At 69.0% G+C, this 16,108-nt stretch carries 17 protein-coding genes; 11 read left to right on the forward strand and 6 right to left on the reverse strand.

What is annotated here, in order from left to right; genetic code table 11:
* Nucleotides 1–20 precede the first annotated feature (20 nt).
* The 9 genes from ACG04R_RS24875 (at nucleotide 21) to ACG04R_RS24915 (ending at nucleotide 8,033) form a co-directional block, all read left to right on the forward strand.
* The gene (locus tag ACG04R_RS24875) at nucleotides 21–2,270 is read left to right on the forward strand and encodes a cyanophycin metabolism-associated ABC transporter (protein ID WP_394416534.1); all 2,250 of its coding nucleotides are present in this window, start codon (nucleotides 21–23) and stop codon (nucleotides 2,268–2,270) included.
* The gene (locus ACG04R_RS24880) at nucleotides 2,267–2,740 is read left to right on the forward strand and encodes a cyanophycin metabolism-associated DUF1854 family protein (RefSeq protein WP_394416536.1); all 474 of its coding nucleotides are present in this window, start codon (nucleotides 2,267–2,269) and stop codon (nucleotides 2,738–2,740) included. Before ACG04R_RS24875 ends, ACG04R_RS24880 begins: the two co-directional genes overlap by 4 nt.
* A 27-nt stretch (nucleotides 2,741–2,767) precedes the next feature.
* Complete coding sequence (locus tag ACG04R_RS24885) at nucleotides 2,768–3,562, forward strand: MliC family protein (RefSeq protein ID WP_394416538.1); 795 nt, start codon at nucleotides 2,768–2,770, stop codon at nucleotides 3,560–3,562.
* 5 nt (nucleotides 3,563–3,567) lie between these two features.
* Nucleotides 3,568–3,981, forward strand: a complete 414-nt coding sequence (locus tag ACG04R_RS24890) for a VOC family protein (protein WP_394416540.1) — start codon at nucleotides 3,568–3,570, stop codon at nucleotides 3,979–3,981.
* Entirely contained in the window at nucleotides 3,978–4,454 is a 477-nt protein-coding gene (locus tag ACG04R_RS24895; protein ID WP_394416542.1) for a hypothetical protein, read from the forward strand. The genes ACG04R_RS24890 and ACG04R_RS24895 overlap by 4 nt, the downstream gene beginning before the upstream one ends.
* A gap of 132 nt (nucleotides 4,455–4,586) precedes the next feature.
* On the forward strand, nucleotides 4,587–5,189 hold the full coding sequence (locus tag ACG04R_RS24900) for a hypothetical protein (protein ID WP_394416544.1): 603 nt from the start codon (nucleotides 4,587–4,589) through the stop codon (nucleotides 5,187–5,189).
* Between the two features lie 16 nt (nucleotides 5,190–5,205).
* On the forward strand, nucleotides 5,206–6,363 hold the full coding sequence (locus tag ACG04R_RS24905) for a methionine aminotransferase (RefSeq protein ID WP_394416546.1): 1,158 nt from the start codon (nucleotides 5,206–5,208) through the stop codon (nucleotides 6,361–6,363).
* Nucleotides 6,360–7,253 carry a tetratricopeptide repeat protein gene (locus tag ACG04R_RS24910; protein WP_394416548.1) on the forward strand — a complete coding sequence of 298 codons (894 nt, stop codon included), beginning with the start codon at nucleotides 6,360–6,362 and terminating at the stop codon, nucleotides 7,251–7,253. The genes ACG04R_RS24905 and ACG04R_RS24910 overlap by 4 nt, the downstream gene beginning before the upstream one ends.
* 72 nt (nucleotides 7,254–7,325) lie before the next feature.
* Complete coding sequence (locus tag ACG04R_RS24915) at nucleotides 7,326–8,033, forward strand: type IV pili methyl-accepting chemotaxis transducer N-terminal domain-containing protein (protein WP_394416550.1); 708 nt, start codon at nucleotides 7,326–7,328, stop codon at nucleotides 8,031–8,033.
* A gap of 3 nt (nucleotides 8,034–8,036) precedes the next feature.
* On the opposite strand, the gene ACG04R_RS24920 is transcribed toward ACG04R_RS24915, so the two are convergent.
* On the reverse strand, nucleotides 8,037–8,540 hold the full coding sequence (locus ACG04R_RS24920) for a hypothetical protein (RefSeq protein ID WP_394416552.1): 504 nt from the start codon (nucleotides 8,538–8,540) through the stop codon (nucleotides 8,037–8,039).
* Nucleotides 8,537–8,908, reverse strand: coding sequence for a MerR family transcriptional regulator (locus ACG04R_RS24925; protein ID WP_394416554.1), 372 nt, complete (start codon nucleotides 8,906–8,908; stop codon nucleotides 8,537–8,539). The genes ACG04R_RS24920 and ACG04R_RS24925 overlap by 4 nt, the downstream gene beginning before the upstream one ends.
* An 87-nt stretch (nucleotides 8,909–8,995) precedes the next feature.
* Here ACG04R_RS24925 and ACG04R_RS24930 point away from each other — a divergent pair, with 87 nt between their 5' ends.
* The gene (locus ACG04R_RS24930) at nucleotides 8,996–9,400 is read left to right on the forward strand and encodes a hypothetical protein (protein ID WP_394416556.1); all 405 of its coding nucleotides are present in this window, start codon (nucleotides 8,996–8,998) and stop codon (nucleotides 9,398–9,400) included.
* A gap of 111 nt (nucleotides 9,401–9,511) precedes the next feature.
* Nucleotides 9,512–11,371 (forward strand): dihydroxy-acid dehydratase, encoded by a 1,860-nt coding sequence (ilvD, locus tag ACG04R_RS24935; protein WP_394416558.1) that lies wholly within the window; start codon nucleotides 9,512–9,514, stop codon nucleotides 11,369–11,371.
* A gap of 127 nt (nucleotides 11,372–11,498) precedes the next feature.
* On the opposite strand, the gene ACG04R_RS24940 is transcribed toward ilvD, so the two are convergent.
* The 4 genes from ACG04R_RS24940 to ACG04R_RS24955 form a co-directional block, all read right to left on the reverse strand.
* On the reverse strand, nucleotides 11,499–11,837 hold the full coding sequence (locus tag ACG04R_RS24940; protein WP_394416560.1) for a hypothetical protein: 339 nt from the start codon (nucleotides 11,835–11,837) through the stop codon (nucleotides 11,499–11,501).
* Between the two features lie 65 nt (nucleotides 11,838–11,902).
* Nucleotides 11,903–13,159 carry a Zn-dependent hydrolase gene (locus ACG04R_RS24945; RefSeq protein WP_394416562.1) on the reverse strand — a complete coding sequence of 419 codons (1,257 nt, stop codon included), beginning with the start codon at nucleotides 13,157–13,159 and terminating at the stop codon, nucleotides 11,903–11,905.
* Nucleotides 13,160–13,170: 11 nt separating this feature from the next.
* A complete protein-coding gene (gene hydA, locus ACG04R_RS24950; protein ID WP_394416564.1) occupies nucleotides 13,171–14,616 on the reverse strand; it encodes a dihydropyrimidinase in 1,446 nt (481 codons plus the stop codon).
* On the reverse strand, nucleotides 14,613–16,082 hold the full coding sequence (locus tag ACG04R_RS24955) for an NCS1 family nucleobase:cation symporter-1 (RefSeq protein ID WP_394416566.1): 1,470 nt from the start codon (nucleotides 16,080–16,082) through the stop codon (nucleotides 14,613–14,615). The genes hydA and ACG04R_RS24955 overlap by 4 nt, the downstream gene beginning before the upstream one ends.
* Between the last annotated feature and the right edge of the window lie 26 nt (nucleotides 16,083–16,108).

The following is a 16,108-nucleotide window of genomic DNA, read 5'->3' on the forward strand; positions in this document are numbered from 1 at the left end:
CCCTTGGAGCCCACAAGAACATGCCAGATCAACTTCCCGCCCCATCGACTCATCCTCAAACGGCCGCCCTCCATGGGCGACTCCTGGCTGGGGAAAACGTGGTGGCCACGCTGGAGGTTGACCTGGACGCCCACGGGCACTTCGGCCAGGGCCTGATCGCGTTGACGAATGCACACCTGCTGGCGTTCGAGCCCGCCAGCGGCTCGTGGAGCGATTTCCCGCTCGCGCCGGGGCTGGCTCTCAAGCTCAGCGACCATGGCGGCCTGGCCTTCCTGGAACTTTTTGACACCGAAAAGAGGCTGGCGCGCTGGCGCTTCACGCTGGCCGGCAACCCGGCCGCCGTCAAGCTGGTGGACGCCTTCGAGCGCGAGCAGCAGCGCCGTGCCGGCGAGCCCGTGCGTGTCGACGAGGAGGAGGGTGAGGACTTCGACTTCGGCGAATCCAGCAAGCCGCCCAGCACCTGGGTGCTGCTGCGGCTGTGGCGCTTCGCGCGGCCCTACCAGGGCCAGCTGCTGCTGGGCTTTGCGCTGATGCTCGGCGCGACCGGCGCGACGCTGGTGTCGCCCTACCTGACCATGCCGCTGATGGACAGGGTGCTGATCCCGTTCCAGAACGGCCAGGCCATCGACCCCGGCCTCGTCACGCTGCTGCTGGGCGGCCTGCTGGGTGCGGCGCTGGTGTCCTGGGCCATGGGCTGGGCCAAGACCTACCTGCTGTCGCTGGTGTCCGAGCGTATCGCGGCCGACCTGCGCACCACGACGTTCGAACACCTGCTGGGCCTGTCGCTGGAGTACTTCGGCAACAAGCGCACCGGCGACCTGATGTCGCGCATCGGGTCGGAGACCGACCGCATCAGCGTGTTCCTGTCGCTGCACGCGCTGGACTTCATCACCGACGTGCTGATGCTGGCGATGACGTCCATCATCCTGTTCAGCATCCACCCCGGCCTCGCGCTGGCGACGCTGGTGCCGCTGCCGTTCATTGCCTGGCTGATCCACCTCGTGCGCGACCGGCTGCGCACCGGCTTCGAGAAGATCGACCGCGTCTGGGGCGAGATCACCAATGTGCTGGCCGACACCATCCCCGGCATCCGCGTCGTCAAGGCCTTCGCTCAGGAGTCGCGCGAGGCGCGACGCTTCAAGGAGGCCAACATCAACAACCTGCACGTCAACGACCGGCTCAACAAGACCTGGAGCCTGTTCACGCCCACGGTCGCGCTGCTGACCGAGATGGGCCTGCTGGTGGTGTGGGGCGTGGGCATCTGGCTGATCGCGCACCAGAGCATCACGGTGGGCACGCTGACCGCCTTCCTGGCCTACATCGGCCGCTTCTACGGCCGTCTCGACTCGATGAGCCGCATCGTGTCCGTCACGCAGAAGGCCGCGGCCGGCGCCAAGCGCATCTTCGACATCCTGGACCACGTCTCGAACGTGCCCGACCCGGTGAACCCGCAGCCGTTCGAGAACGTCACCGGCGCGATCTCGATGCAGGGCGTCAACTTCCGCTACGGCTCGCGTTCCATCATCCGCTCGCTGAACCTGGACATCCGCCCCGGCGAGATGGTGGGCCTGGTGGGCCACAGCGGCTCGGGCAAGAGCACGCTGGTCAACCTGATCTGCCGCTTCTACGACGTGACCGAGGGCGGCATCAAGGTCGACGGCGTGGACCTGCGCCGCGTCAAGGTGGCCGACTACCGCCGCCACATCGGCCTGGTGCTGCAGGAGCCCTTCCTGTTCTTCGGCACCATCGCCGAGAACATCGCCTACGGCAAGCCCGACGCGACGCGCGACGAGATCGTCGCCGCCGCCCGCGCGGCCCATGCGCACGAGTTCATCCTGCGCCTGCCGCACGGCTACGACAGCCTCGTCGGCGAGCGCGGCCAGGGCCTGTCGGGAGGCGAGCGCCAGCGCATCTCCATCGCCCGCGCGCTGTTGATCGACCCTGCCATCCTCATCCTCGACGAGGCCACGTCCGCGGTCGACACCGAGACCGAGAAGGAAATCCAGCGGGCTCTCGACAACCTCGTGAAGGGCCGCACCACCATCGCCATCGCCCACCGCCTGTCCACGCTGCGCAAGGCCGACCGGCTCGTCGTCATGGATCGCGGCGAGATCGTCGAGCTGGGCCCGCACGACGAGCTGATCGCGCTGCAGGGGCACTACTGGCGGCTGTGGGAGGCGCAGGCCCGCCGCGTCGATGCTGAAGGCGACGAAGACAGCGGCCTGATGGTCGTCGCGCCCAACCCCAACGCGCATACGGTGAACGCATGAGCAACCTGCCTTTTCGCGACCTGGCGCTCGACGCCAATGGCCGCCTGGTGCTGACCGACCTGGACGGTGCCACCCACGTCGGCGTGACGCCTGTGCGCGCCCATCCGATCTCTGCGCCCGACGAGGGCGTGTCGCTGGTCGGCGTGCATGGCCATGAGCTGGCCTGGGTCGAACGCATCTCCGCGCTGCCCGACGGCCCGCGCCGCCTGCTGGAGGCCGAGCTGGCCGCGCGCGAGTTCCACCCCGTGCTCAAGCGGCTGATCTCGGTGAACACCTTCGCGACTCCCAGCACCTGGCGCATTGAGACCGACCGCGGCGAGATCGACTTCGTGCTGAAGAGCGAGGAGGACATCCGCCGTCTCGAGGAAGGCCGGCTGCTCATCACGTCCACGCATGGCGTGCAGCTGCAGGTGCCGGACCGCTGGGCGCTGGACAGGGCATCGAAGCGGCTGCTGGAGCGCTTCCTCTAACCGCGGCCCGGCGCCGCTGGAGCTGTCATGAAGACCCTGCTCGGTGCCGCACTGATCTGCTTCACGGCGCTGGCGCACGCCGCACCCGGCTGCGACGCGCGCTGGCAGCACGAGGTGCAGGCCCGCCTGGGTGGCGACGGCCATGGTCCCGACCTCGGCTCGGCCGAATGGCAGGGCGCCGTCGAACACGAGTTGGGCCTGCGCGACGCGCCCGAGCGAGGCAGCCCGGCCTGGTGCCGGCGCGTGCAGCAGGCGCTGGACGAGTCCCGCCGTGCGCCCACCTGCCGCACTCGCCAAGCCCGCGGCAGCGTGGAGGAGCTGGTCTGTCAGCGCGCCGGGCTGGCACTGCTGGATACCCGTGTCGCCCAGGCGTTTGCGGGCGCGCAGCGCCGCGCGGTGAACAAGCACCCGCCGGTGCTGGCCGCCGAGCAGCAAGGCTGGCGCCGCGAGCGGCACGACTGCTGGAAGGCCGGGGCCGACCCGGCCGCGCCCGGCGCCATCGAGGCCCGCGCTGCCTGCGTGCGCGAGTCGTCGATGCGGCGCCTGCTGGAGCTGCAGGCGCGCTACCGGCTCGTGGCGGTGTCGGCCACGGCACGCTGGCGTTGCGAGGACGGCAGCGAGGTTGCCGTCCGGTTCTTCAACGCGACGGAGCCGCCCAGCCTCATCGCCGAGCGGGGTGACCAGCAATCGCTGATGACGCAACAGCCCGCCGCCAGCGGCAGCCGCTACGCCGGGCGCAACGAAAGCTACTGGGAGCACCAGGGCGAGGCCCGCGTCGTCTGGGGCTGGCAAGCGCCCGAGCTGCGCTGCATGAAGGAGTGACCGCCATGTTCCGCCTGCTCGGCCTCGACCACCTCGTGCTGCGCATCGTCGACCTCGACGCGATGCTGGCCTTCTACGTCGGCGTGCTGGGTTGCAGCATCGAGCGCCGGCAGGACGAGATCGGCCTCGTGCAGCTGCGCGCCGGCCGGTCGCTGATCGACCTCGTGACGGTGGACGCCAAGCTGGGCCGCATGGGCGGCGCGGCACCGGGCGTGGAAGGGCGCAACCTCGACCACTTCTGCCTGCGCGTCGAGCCCTTCGACGGCGACGCCCTTCGCGCCCACCTCGCGGCGCATGGCGTGCAGGCCGGCGCGACCGAAAGCCGCTACGGCGCGGAGGGCGAAGGCCCGTCGATCTACTTCAGCGACCCCGAGGGTAACGTCGTCGAGTTCAAGGGGCCGCCCGGGAGCGTCGCATGAAACCTCTGACCCGTGCCATCGTCTGGGGCGGCCTGCTGGCCGGTTCCGGCGACCTCGTCTTCGCGCTGAGCTACTACGGCATGAAGTTGAGCGTGTTCCAGGGCGTCGCCGCCGGCCTCATCGGCCGCGAAGCGGCCTTCGGTGGCGGGCCGGCGACGTTTGCGCTGGGCGTGGTGCTTCACTACGCCATCGCGCTGGTCTGGGCGGCGATCTTCTGTGTCGCGGGTCGGCGCCTGCCGGCTTTGCTGCGCAACGCCGCGGCGGCCGGGCTGGCCTACGGCCTCGTCGTCTACTTCGGCATGAACCACGTCGTGCTGCCGCTGTCGGCGCTGCATCTGCCCTTCCTGCCGCTGCGCATCGACGGCGCGGCCATCGCGGCGCACTGCCTGCTGTTCGGCTTCCCGATCGGCCTGGCCGCACGCCGCGTGCTGATGGGCGGCCCGCCGCACGGCGAGGGCGCGACGCCTGACTGAGCGCTGCTGGTTTGCGCTGGGTCAAGACTCGGCCATTCGGCAGCGCGACGCCTGCTGCGCGTAACCGGACTTTCATGCGCGCCGGTCAGGCTGCGGACACGCGTTGCGCGTGTCCGAGGAGGCTTCTCCATCATGTCCATGTTCTGGGACCAGGTCCGTACCCTGCGCTGGGACGACCACCGCTACTACCACCAGTGCCGCTTCAACCAGGCGCTGCACCTCGTCAGCGCGATCAGCTTCCTGGTCGCCTACGGGCTGCTGTTCTTCGACCCCGCCGCGGCGGCCTGGCTGGGCTGGTGCGTCGGCATGGTCACGCGGCAGAGCGGCCACATCTTCTTCGAACCGCGTGGCTATGACCACGTCAACGGCGCCAGCGACGCGCACAAGGAGGCCATCAAGGCCGGCTTCAACATGCGCCGCAAGGCCGTGCTGATCGGCGTCTGGCTGGCCGTGCCGGCGCTGCTGGCGCTCAGCCGCGGCCTGTTCGGGCTCATCGAGCCGGCAGTCGGCACCTCGGGCTATCTGCACGACGTCGGGTGGGCCTGGCTGATGCTGGGCGCCTCCGGCCTCGTGCTGCGCGGCCTGCAGCTGGCCGTGCTGCGCAGCCCGAGCTGGGGGCTGGCCTGGGTCGTCAAGATCCTGACCGACCCGCTGCACAACGTCGACATCTACTGGCGCTCGCCGCTGGCACTGCTGCGCGGCCAGCGCTACGACCCCATCGAGCACGGCCACTGACAGCGGCGCTTGCACAATGGCGGGCACCATGCCCGCCTTGCCTGCCAAGCTGCCCAACACGGGCACCACCATCTTCACCGTCATGTCGGCGCTGGCCGCCGAGCACGGCGCCGTCAATCTCGGCCAGGGCTTCCCGGACTTCGGCGCCGACCCGGTGCTGCTGCAGGCTGTCACCGACGCGATGGCCGCGGGCCACAACCAGTACCCGCCGATGACAGGCGTGCCGGCGCTGCGACAGGCCATCGCGGCCAAGCTCAACGGACTCTACGGCTCGGCCTACGACGCGGACCGCGACATCACCGTCACGGCCGGCGGCACGCAGGGCCTCATCACGGCGCTGCATGCCTGCGTCGGTGCGGGCGACGAGGTCATCATCCTGGAGCCGGCCTACGACAGCTACGACCCCGCCATCCGCCTCGCCGGCGCCGTGCCGGTGGGCGTGCCGATGACGGGGGACTACCGCATCGACTGGGCGGCCGTGCGCGCCGCCATCACGCCGCGTACGCGGGCGCTGGTCATCAACACGCCGCACAACCCCAGCGGCCGCGTCGCCACCAGCGACGACCTGCGCGAGCTGGAGCGCATCGCCGAAGCGCATGACCTGTTCGTCGTCAGCGACGAGGTCTACGAGCACATGGTCTTCGATGGTGCGCCGCACGAGAGCGTGGCGCGCTTTCCTGGGCTGCGCGAACGCAGCTTCCTCGTCAGCAGCTTCGGCAAGACCTTCCACGTGACGGGCTGGAAGGTCGGCTTCGTCGCCGCGCCGCCGGCCCTGAGTGCGGCGTTCCGGCGGCTGCACCAGTACACGGTGTTCACGGTCCACACGCCGACGCAGCACGCACTCGCCGCCTACCTCGCCGACCCGGCGCCATGGCAGGGCCTGAGCGGCTTCTACCAGGCCAAGCGCGACGCCTTCCGCGCCGCGCTCGCCGAGACAGGGTTGAAGCTGCTGCCCTGCGAAGGCACCTACTTCCAGACGGTGGACTACCGCGCCCTGTCTGACCGCTCCGAGCTGGACTTCGCCAAGTGGCTGACGACCGAGATCGGCGTCGCCGCGATCCCGCTGTCGGTCTTCTACCAGCAGCCGCAGGAGCGGCGGCATGTGCGGTTCTGCTTCGCGAAGCGGGACGAGACGCTGGCCGAAGCAACGAGGCGGCTGGCGAGGCTGGCATGAGCAGCGATGCGAAGCAGCAGGCCCAGGACCTGCACGAGCAGGCGCATGCGCTCGATGGTGCCGACGACGACGAGGCGCTGCGCCTGTACCACGAGGCGCTCCAACTCGATCCGGCGCGTCCGTCGACGCTCTACAACCTCGGCCTCATCCACAAGTACCGTGGCGAATGGGTCGAGTCGCGCGAGTTCAATCGCCGTTCCGTCGAGCTGCAGCCGGATGGCGAGGCGGCGAACTGGAATCTCGCCATCGCCGCGACGGCGCTGTGCGACTGGGCCACGGCGCGGGCCGCATGGCAGCGTCTGGGCATCAAGGTGGCCGAAGGTGACGGACCCATCGACGACGATTTCGGCACGGCGCCGGTGCGCCTCAACCCCGACACCCATGGCGAGGTGGTCTGGGGCAAGCGCATCGATCCCGTGCGGGTGCTCATCATGAACATCCCGTTCCCGGCCTCGGGTTTCAGGCTCGGCGACATCGTCCTTCACGATGGGGCACCCACCGGGACGCGGACCTCCGGAGGGCGCGAGTACGACGTCTTCAACGTACTGGAGCTGCATGCTCCTTCGCGCATGGCGACCTTCGAGCTGGACGTCGAGGTCGGGTCGCCCGACGCCATCGAGGCGCTTGACGAGATGGCGTCCGGCGCGCACGTCTACGTCGAGGACTGGACGTCCACCGTCCGCATGCTCTGCAAGGCCTGTAGCGAAGGCACCCCTCACGAGCATCACGATGAAGACGGTGGCCGGGACGACAGCTGGGCCGAGCGACGCACGCTGGGTGCTGCGGCGGAGGACGAAGCGACCCTTCGCGCGACGCTCGCGCTTTGGGATGCGCCCGGGCGCCGTGTGATCGGGCTGGCACTGGCGCTGTCACCGTCGACCTCCAACTAGGGCTCCGTTGGCATGCCCCGTGCTAACCCTGAGGCAAGGCCGGCAGGCCTGCCAGCAGTGGCGATGCCGGTCGTGAACCAGATCACGGAGTCCAAGATGCTGCACCTCTCGCATGCCCCCACCGATGCACCAAAGCGGGCAGCCGCTGCACCCAAGCAGACGGCAGGCGAGCTATTCAGCAAGTCCATCAACTTGTCGGGCCGGCGCCGCTTCACGTCGCAGCGACTGGTGCTCTACGCGCTGCTGGCCTCGCAGGGGCGCGAGGGCGCGCTCGCCACGGCCCACGATGCGCTGGCGATCTTCCGCGACGCGCACGCCGCGCTGCTGGATGGCGAGCTGTCGCCCAAGTTGATGGGCGGCGAGCTGAAGGAGGCCTATTTCGGTGCAGACAAGGCCAACGAGCGAATCGTCGCCTTCGTCGAGCTGGCGCAGCGCACGCTGGATGCGTTGGCCGCGCACATGCACAGCGCCGCATCGCTGCTGGAGGAATTGGTGGACGCCGCCACGCCGCTGCTGGCCACGCTGAACCGCCTGACCCAGCTCTACGAGGACCTCGCCCGCCAGCAGGCCGCGTCGGCCAAGAAGCAGCTGACGGCCGTCATGGGCGACATCGAGCTGATCGCCAAGCATGCGCGCATCGTGTCGTTCAACGCCCAGGTCGTCGCGGCGCGCGCGGGTCACTCGGGTCGCGAGTTCGCCGTCGTGTCGGGCGAGCTGACGCAGATCACCGGCAAGCTCGACGGCCTCGTCCGCGAGGCGGTGCGCAGCGCCGTGGCCTGACGGTCAGCCGCCCAGCAGCGGGCCGAGGACGAACCAGACGAGGAAGTTGTGCGCGGCGTGGGTGCTGTAGGCCGCCACGGCCGCGAACCGGAAGCCGGCGGGCCGGCACAGCCAGTAGGCCAGCGCGAACAGGCTGCCGGCGACGAAGGTGGTCAGCCCGTGGCCCAGCCCGCCGTTCACCCAGTGCGCGCCGCCGAACAGCGTGGCGCTCGCCATCACGCAGGCCAGCGCCGGGGCCCGCAGCCGGCGCAGCGGCTCGATGGGCAGGCACTGGCCCAGCAGCGTCTCCCAGGCCGGAAACAGGAACACGCCCAGCAGCAGGAAGCCCAGCGAACTGAGTTCGCCCATGTTGCCCGCTGCGGACTCGCCGAACCAGCCGTCCGGCAGCAGCGCGTTGGCCAGCAGCGCCGTGCCGAGGCTGGCCGGCGCAGTGCACAGCGACAGACCCAGGCCCAGCCCGAAGGCGGCGGTCCAGGGGCGGCGGGCCAGCAGTGCGGGCCAGTTCATGCGGGTCGCAACGGGCAGTCCATGCCGTTCTCCGGGGTGTCGGCCAGCCGGCTCGCCAGCTCGGTCCGCAGGCCTTGCAGCGCCGCGATGCGGCCGTCGATGTCCGCCAGCTTGCGCGCGAGCGTGGCCCGCAGCGCCGGGGCGGCGGCGTCGCCCGCGGCCAGCCGTGGCAGGTCGGCCGCGATCTCGGCCAGCGTGAAGCCCAGCTGCTGGGCCGTGCGCACATAGCCCAGCCACTGCACGGCTTCCTCGGGGTAGTCGCGGTAGCCGTTGGCGGCGCGGCGGGCTTGCAGCAGGCCGCGCTTCTCGTAGAAGCGCAGGCTGTCGCGGCTCAGGCCGGTGCGGGCGGACAGGGTGCCGATCTGCATGGACGTCGGGGCGGTGGGCGAAAGTGCTTGACCCTGGAGCGTAGTCCAGGGTCGAGCATGCGCGCCGTCATCACGTCCTCAGTGTTCATGTTCTCTTTCAATCCTTCCCAGTTCCGATGCGTCGTGCGTGCGAGCGCGGCCTATGACCTCGTCGTCACGGCACCGTTCGCCACGCCGTGGAGCTTCGCCATCGCCTTTGGTCAGCTCGGCGCCGTCAACCACGCGCTGGGCGGCCAGCCGCTGCCGGCGTTCGCGCCGCTGCAGATGCTGTTCGCGCTGCTGATGGGCAGCGTCGTGCTGGTGTGGTCCGTGCTGCGGCTGCGCGCGCCGACGCAGCAGTTCGGCCGCTACGACGCCGCGGCGCGCGGGCTGTTCAGCCTGTGGATGGCCTGGGCCTGGGCGCAGACGGGCCAGCCCGTGCTGCTGCTGTTCCTGTTGCCGGAGCTGGCCTGGGCCGTGGTGCAGGCGTGGCGGGTGAGGCGCGAGGGCTGAGCATTCGGCAAGGGGCAACCGAGCTTTCGGCGGGCCCGCGGATTTCACCGGCGGCCGGCGGGGCCGGACAATCGCGAGTTCCCGATTCCGCATCGACCCGCCCGCACCGCCATGCCTACCTACCGCTCCAAGACCTCCACCGCCGGCCGCAACATGGCAGGTGCCCGCTCGCTGTGGCGCGCCACCGGCATGAAGGACGACGACTTCTCCAAGCCCATCATCGCCATCGCCAACTCCTTCACCCAGTTCGTGCCCGGCCACGTGCACCTGAAGGACCTGGGCCAGCTGGTGGCCCGCGAGATCGAGCGCGTGGGCGGCGTGGCCAAGGAGTTCAACACCATCGCCGTGGACGACGGCATCGCGATGGGCCACGACGGCATGCTGTATTCGCTGCCCAGCCGCGACATCATTGCCGACTCGGTCGAGTACATGGTCAATGCCCACTGCGCCGACGCGCTGGTGTGCATCTCCAACTGCGACAAGATCACCCCCGGCATGCTGATGGCCGCGATGCGGCTCAACATCCCCGTCGTGTTCGTCTCCGGCGGCCCGATGGAGGCCGGCAAGGTGCGCCTGGCGGTGCCCGGCACGGCCAAGATCGAGATCAAGAAGCTGGACCTCATCGACGCGATGGTCATGGCCGCCGACAGCAAGGTCAGCGACGCCGACCTCGCCGAAGTCGAGCGCTCGGCCTGCCCCACCTGCGGCAGCTGCTCGGGCATGTTCACGGCCAACTCGATGAACTGCCTGACCGAGGCGCTGGGCCTCTCGTTGCCGGGCAACGGCACGGTGGTGGCCACGCACGCGGACCGCGAGGAGCTGTTCAAGCAGGCCGGCCGCACGGCCGTCGAGCTGTGCAAGCGCTACTACGAAGGCAATGACGAGAGCGTGCTGCCGCGCGCCATCGGCAAGAAGGCCTTCGAGAACGCGATGACGCTGGACATCGCGATGGGCGGCTCCACCAACACCATCCTGCACATCCTGGCCGCGGCACAGGAAGCCGGCATCGCCTTCGACATGACGGACATCGACCGCCTGTCGCGCGACGTGCCGCAGCTGTGCAAGGTGGCGCCCAACACCAACAAGTACCACATCGAGGACGTGCACCGCGCCGGCGGCATCATGGCTATCCTGGGCGAGCTGGACCGCGCCGGCAAGCTGCACACCGATGCCCCCACCGTGCACGCCAAGACGATGAAGGACGCGCTGGACCAGTGGGACATCGCCCGCAACCCCAGCGACGCCGTCAAGACCTTCTACATGGCCGGCCCGGCCGGCATCCCGACGCAGACGGCCTTCAGCCAGAACACCCGCTGGCCCAGCCTGGACCTGGACCGCGCCGAGGGCTGCATCCGCTCGGTCGAGCATGCCTTCAGCAAGGAAGGCGGCCTGGCCGTGCTGCGCGGCAACATCGCGCTGGACGGCTGTGTCGTGAAGACGGCCGGCGTGGACGACAGCCTGCTGGTGTTCGAGGGCCCGGCCCACGTCGTCGAAAGCCAGGACGAGGCCGTGGCCAACATCCTCGACGACAAGGTCAAGGCCGGCGACGTCGTGGTGGTGCGCTACGAAGGTCCCAAGGGCGGCCCCGGCATGCAGGAAATGCTCTACCCGACCAGCTACATCAAGTCCAAGGGCCTGGGCAAGGCCTGTGCGCTGCTGACTGACGGCCGCTTCTCCGGCGGCACGTCGGGCCTGTCCATTGGTCACTGCTCGCCTGAGGCGGCAGCCGGAGGCGCCATCGGCCTGGTGCGCAACGGCGACCGCATCCGCATCGACATCCCCAACCGCACGATCGACGTGCTGGTCAGCGATGAGGAACTCGCCAAGCGCCGCGCCGAGCAGGACGCCAAGGGCTGGAAGCCGGCCGAGGCGCGTCCGCGCAAGGTGTCAGCCGCGCTGAAGGCCTATGCGCTGCTGGCGACGTCGGCGGACAAGGGCGCGGTGCGGGATTTGAGTCAGCTGGAGGGCTGAGGCGCGCGGCAGTCGCGGCGGCACACCGTGTAGCCGCCCGGTGTCTGTTTTCACGCGGTGAATACCTTGGGTCCCGACCAACGAGACCCGTGAAGACCGACGGCGGATCAGGTGAGAGCATTTTCTTTCAGGTGCGCTGTCGGCGATAGAGACGCATGGCTATGAGCCGAAGCAGCTCATAGCCAGCAACGACGATTCCAAATCCGGCGAGCAGGAGGATGCCTTGTGAACGGTTTGGACCGCAGACCATATTGACGAGGCAGCCGAAGATGATGCGCTGGTAGATGGAGCCCCATGCGTACAACAGTAGGCCAGCGGCAAGCATCGCCGACAGGGACTCTATGCTCGCCCTGGAGCGATACACGAAGCGGGCAGCTTCGTAGGCGCGATAAGGGGCAGTCGAGAACCCCGTCAGACCGATGAACGTCAATGCGAAGAGCAGCGCTTCGAAGGGCAGATCGACCATGACGTTTCAGTTCGGCGAGCAGGCGTCGCGACGGTGATGTCACCCGTCGGCCTGGCGGGCTGAAATCAACCAGCCCGCTCCAACATTGCCTGCAACAGCACGTTGCACCCCGCCTCGATGTGCTCGGGCTTGGCGTCCTCGATCTCGTTGTGGCTGATGCCGTCCTTGCAGGGGATGAAGATCATGCCGGCGGGGGCCAGGCGGGCCATGTAGACGGCGTCGTGGCCGGCGCCTGACACCGCCGGCATGTTGCTGTAGCCCAGCGCGTCGGCGGCTTTCTGCACGGCGGCGATGCAGTCGGCGTGGAAGGGCTGCGCGGGGTAGTTGCTGACGGGCGTGATCTCGATGGGCAGGCCGCTCTCGGCGCTCAGCTTCGCCGCCACTGCGCGGATGTCGGCATCCATCGCCTCGCACAGCGCGTCGGTCGCGTTGCGCAGGTCGATGCTGAACTTCACGCGGCCAGGGATGACGTTGCGGCTGTTGGGGTGCACCTGCACCATGCCCACGGTGCCGCGGCCGTGCGGCGGGTGGCGGTGGGCGCAGGCGACGACCTCCTGCATCAGCTTTGTCGCGACCTGCAGCGCGTCGCGGCGTAATGCCATCGGCGTGGGGCCGGCGTGGGCCTCCATGCCGGTGACGACGCAGTCGTACCAGCGGATGCCCAGCACGCCGGTGACGACGCCGATGGTCTTGTCGTGGTCCTCCAGCACCGGGCCCTGCTCGATGTGGGTCTCGAAGTAGGCGCCGATGGGGTGGTCGCCGGGCACCTGATCGCCGATGTAGCCGATGCGCGCCAGCTCGCCCTTGACCGTCTTGCCTTCGGTGTCGGTGGCCGCGTAGGCGTGCTCCAGCGTGAAGGCCTTGGCGAACACGCCCGAGCCCATCATGACGGGCACGAAGCGCGAGCCTTCCTCGTTCGTCCAGAACGCGACCTCGATGGGCGCCTCGGTCTCGATGCCGTGGTCGTTGAGAGTGCGCACGACCTCGATGCCGGCCAGCACGCCGTAGTTGCCATCAAACTTGCCACCGGTGGGCTGGGTGTCGATGTGGCTGCCGGTCATGATGGGCGGCAGGCTGCTGTTGCGGCCCGCGCGGCGCATGAAGCCGTTGCCGATCTGGTCGATGGTGACCGTCATGCCGGCCTCTCGTGCCCAGCGCGTGACGAGGTCGCGGCCCTGCTTGTCGAGGTCGGTCAGCGTCAGGCGGCAGACACCGCCTTTCTCTGTCGCACCGATCTGCGCCAGCTCCATCAGCGAGGCCCACAGGCGCTGGCCGTTGACGCGGAGCTTGGTGATGTCGGGCTTGGTGCTGGGCATGTCCATCGTGAATCCTTTTAGCGCGCGACGGCGGTGGGAGCGAGGTCGTGCGAGCGCTTGATGGCGGCGTCGAACTGCGGGCCGAACGGCGGGCGCTTCAGGTAGCGGCCGGTGCCTTGCTCGGCACGCAACTCGCCGCGGGCGAACACGACGCGGCCTTGCGCGATCGTGTGGCTCGGGATGCCGCGCACGGTGCGACCCTCGAAGATGTTGAAGTCGTTCTTGGAGAACTGCGTCCTGGCGCTCAGCGTCTTGATGCCGGCCGGGTCCCACAGCACGAGGTCGGCGTCCGCACCTTCGGCGATGACGCCCTTGCGCGGGTACAAGTTGAACAGCTTGGCCGCGTTGGCGGACGTGATGGCGACGAACTCGCTGGGTGTCAGCCGGCCGGAGTTGACGCCGGCGTCCCACAGCACGGCCATGCGCTCCTCGACGCCGCCGCAGCCGTTGGGGATCTTGGCGAAGTTGTCGATGCCAGCGGCCTTCTGGCTCGCGCAGAAGGTGCAGTGGTCGGTCGCGGTCGTGTGCAGCTGGCCGCTCTGCAGGCCGCGCCACAGGAACTCCTGGTGGATCTTGGGACGGAAGGGCGGGCTCATCACATAGGCGGCGGCCTTGGCGAAGTCCGGATCGCGGTAGACGCTGTCGTCGATGAGCAAGTGGCCCGCCAGCACTTCGCCGTAGACGCGCTGGCCACGGGCGCGCGCACGGGCGATGGCCTCGGCGCTTTCGATGCACGACACATGCACGATGTAGATCGGCACGCCCAAAACATCGGCAATGGCGATGGCGCGGTTGGCGGCCTCGCCCTCGACCATGGGCGGGCGCGACATCGGGTGGCCCTCGGGCCCGGTGATGCCCATCTTGGCGACCTCGGCCTGCAGCAGGTAGACCAGCTCGCCGTTCTCGGCGTGCACGGTCGGCATGGCGCCCAGTTCGAGCGCACGCTTGAAGCTGTTCACCAGCGTCTCGTCGTCGCACATGATGGCGTTCTTGTAGGCCATGAAGTGCTTGAAGCTGTTCACGCCTTCCTCGCGCACGAGGATGCCCATGTCGTCGCTGACGGTCTTGTCCCACCACGTCACGGCGACGTGGAAGGCGTAGTCCGCCGCGCTCTTCTCGGCCCAGCCGCGCCAAGTGCGGTAGGCGTCCATCAGCGGCTGCTGCGGGTTGGGGATGACGAAGTCGATGATGCTGGTCGTGCCGCCGGCCAGCGCCGCCGCCGTGCCGGTGAAGAAGTCATCCTGCGTGACCGTGCCCATGAAGGGCAGCTGCATGTGCGTGTGCGGGTCGATGCCGCCGGGGATCAGGTACTGGCCGGTGCCGTCCAGCGTCGTCGTTCCGGCCGGGGCCTCTCGCACAGCGCGCTCGCCGAGGGCGGCGATGCGGCCGTCGACACACAACACATCGGTGCGGGATTCGGCGTCGGCATTGACGACGACGGCACCGCGGATCAACAGGCTCATGTCGCGCTCCTCGTGAGCGGTTGGGGTTGGGTCTTGCCCGCCATCAGCGCGCCGTAGACGATAGCGGCGAGCGCCAGGCCGGCGAACCAGGCGTAGGTGTAGATGGCCTTGAACGCCGCGCCGACCTCGGGGAAGGCGGCTGGGAAGGCGGCGTTCAGGAAGCCGGGGATGTTGGGTGCCACGCCGATGACGAAGGCGATCAGTGCGGCGGTGTTCCAGCCGCCGCGGTAGCTGTAGCGGCCGCCTTCGCGGTAGAGGTCATCGACGACCAGCTCCGTCTTGCGCAGCACGTAGTAGTCGACGATGAGGATGCCCGCCACCGGCCCCAACAGCGCCGAGTAGCCGATCAGCCACGTGAAAATGTAGCCCTGCGTGGAGGCCAGGATCTTCCACGGCATCATCGCGATGGCGATGCCGGCGGTGATGATGCCGCCCAGCTTGTAGCTGACCTTGCCCGGCGCCAGCGCCGAGAAGTCGTAGGCCGGGCCGACGAGGTTGGCCGCGAGGTTGACGCTGACGGTGTCGATCAGCAGCACGATGAGGCCGATCAGCACGGCCGCGCCGGTCATGCGGCTGGCCACGTCCACCGGGTCCCACAGCGCCTTGCCGTAGATGACGACGGTGGCCGAGGTGACGAACACGGCGAGCGCCGCCAGCAGCCCCATCGGCACCGGCAGGCCGATGGCCTGGCCGACGAGCTGGTCGCGCTGGCTCTTGGCGAAGCGCGTGAAGTCGGGGATGTTCAGCGCCAGCGTGGCCCAGAAGCCCACCATCGCGGTGAGCGACGGCCAGAACGCCGACGAGAACTGGCCGGCCTTCTTGCCGCCTTCGACGAAGGCCGAGGGCTGGTCGAGGATGGGGCCGAAGCCACCGGCCTTGTCCCACGCCCACCACAGCAGCACGAAGCAGATGACGATCTTGATCGGCGCCGTGTAGGTCTCCAGCTTGCGGATGGCCTCGATGCCGTGCACAACGAAGTAGAACTGCAGCGCCCAGAACAGCAGGAAGCAGCCGAACTGCGCCGCGCTGATGCCCAGCACGGGCAGCGGCTCGACGCTGAGCGGATGGCCGACCAGCACGCCCATCAGCGTGTAGATCATCTGCCCGCCAAACCAGGTCTGGATGCCGTACCAGCCGCAGGCCACGAGTGCGCGCAGCAGGGCCGGCAGCCGCGCGCCCTGCGTGCCGAACGAGGCGCGCGCCAGCACGGCATAGGGGATGCCGTACTTGGCGCCGGCATGGCCGATCAGCAGCATGGGCACCAGCACGATGAGGTTGCCGAGGAACACCGTGCCCACGGCCTGGCTCCAGCTCATGCCGGACTCGATGAGGCTGGACGCCAGCGTGTACGCCGGGATGCACATCACCATGCCGACCCACAGCGCGGCGAAGTGGTACCAGCGCCACGTTCGCTGAGCGGACGTGGTCGGGACCAGATCAGGATTGCTCAGCGTGGGGTCGGTCATGGTGCTTCCTTGTGCTCAGTGGTGCA

This window comes from Pelomonas candidula (genome assembly GCF_043555985.1).
GTDB classification, from domain to species: domain Bacteria; phylum Pseudomonadota; class Gammaproteobacteria; order Burkholderiales; family Burkholderiaceae_C; genus Pelomonas; species Pelomonas candidula.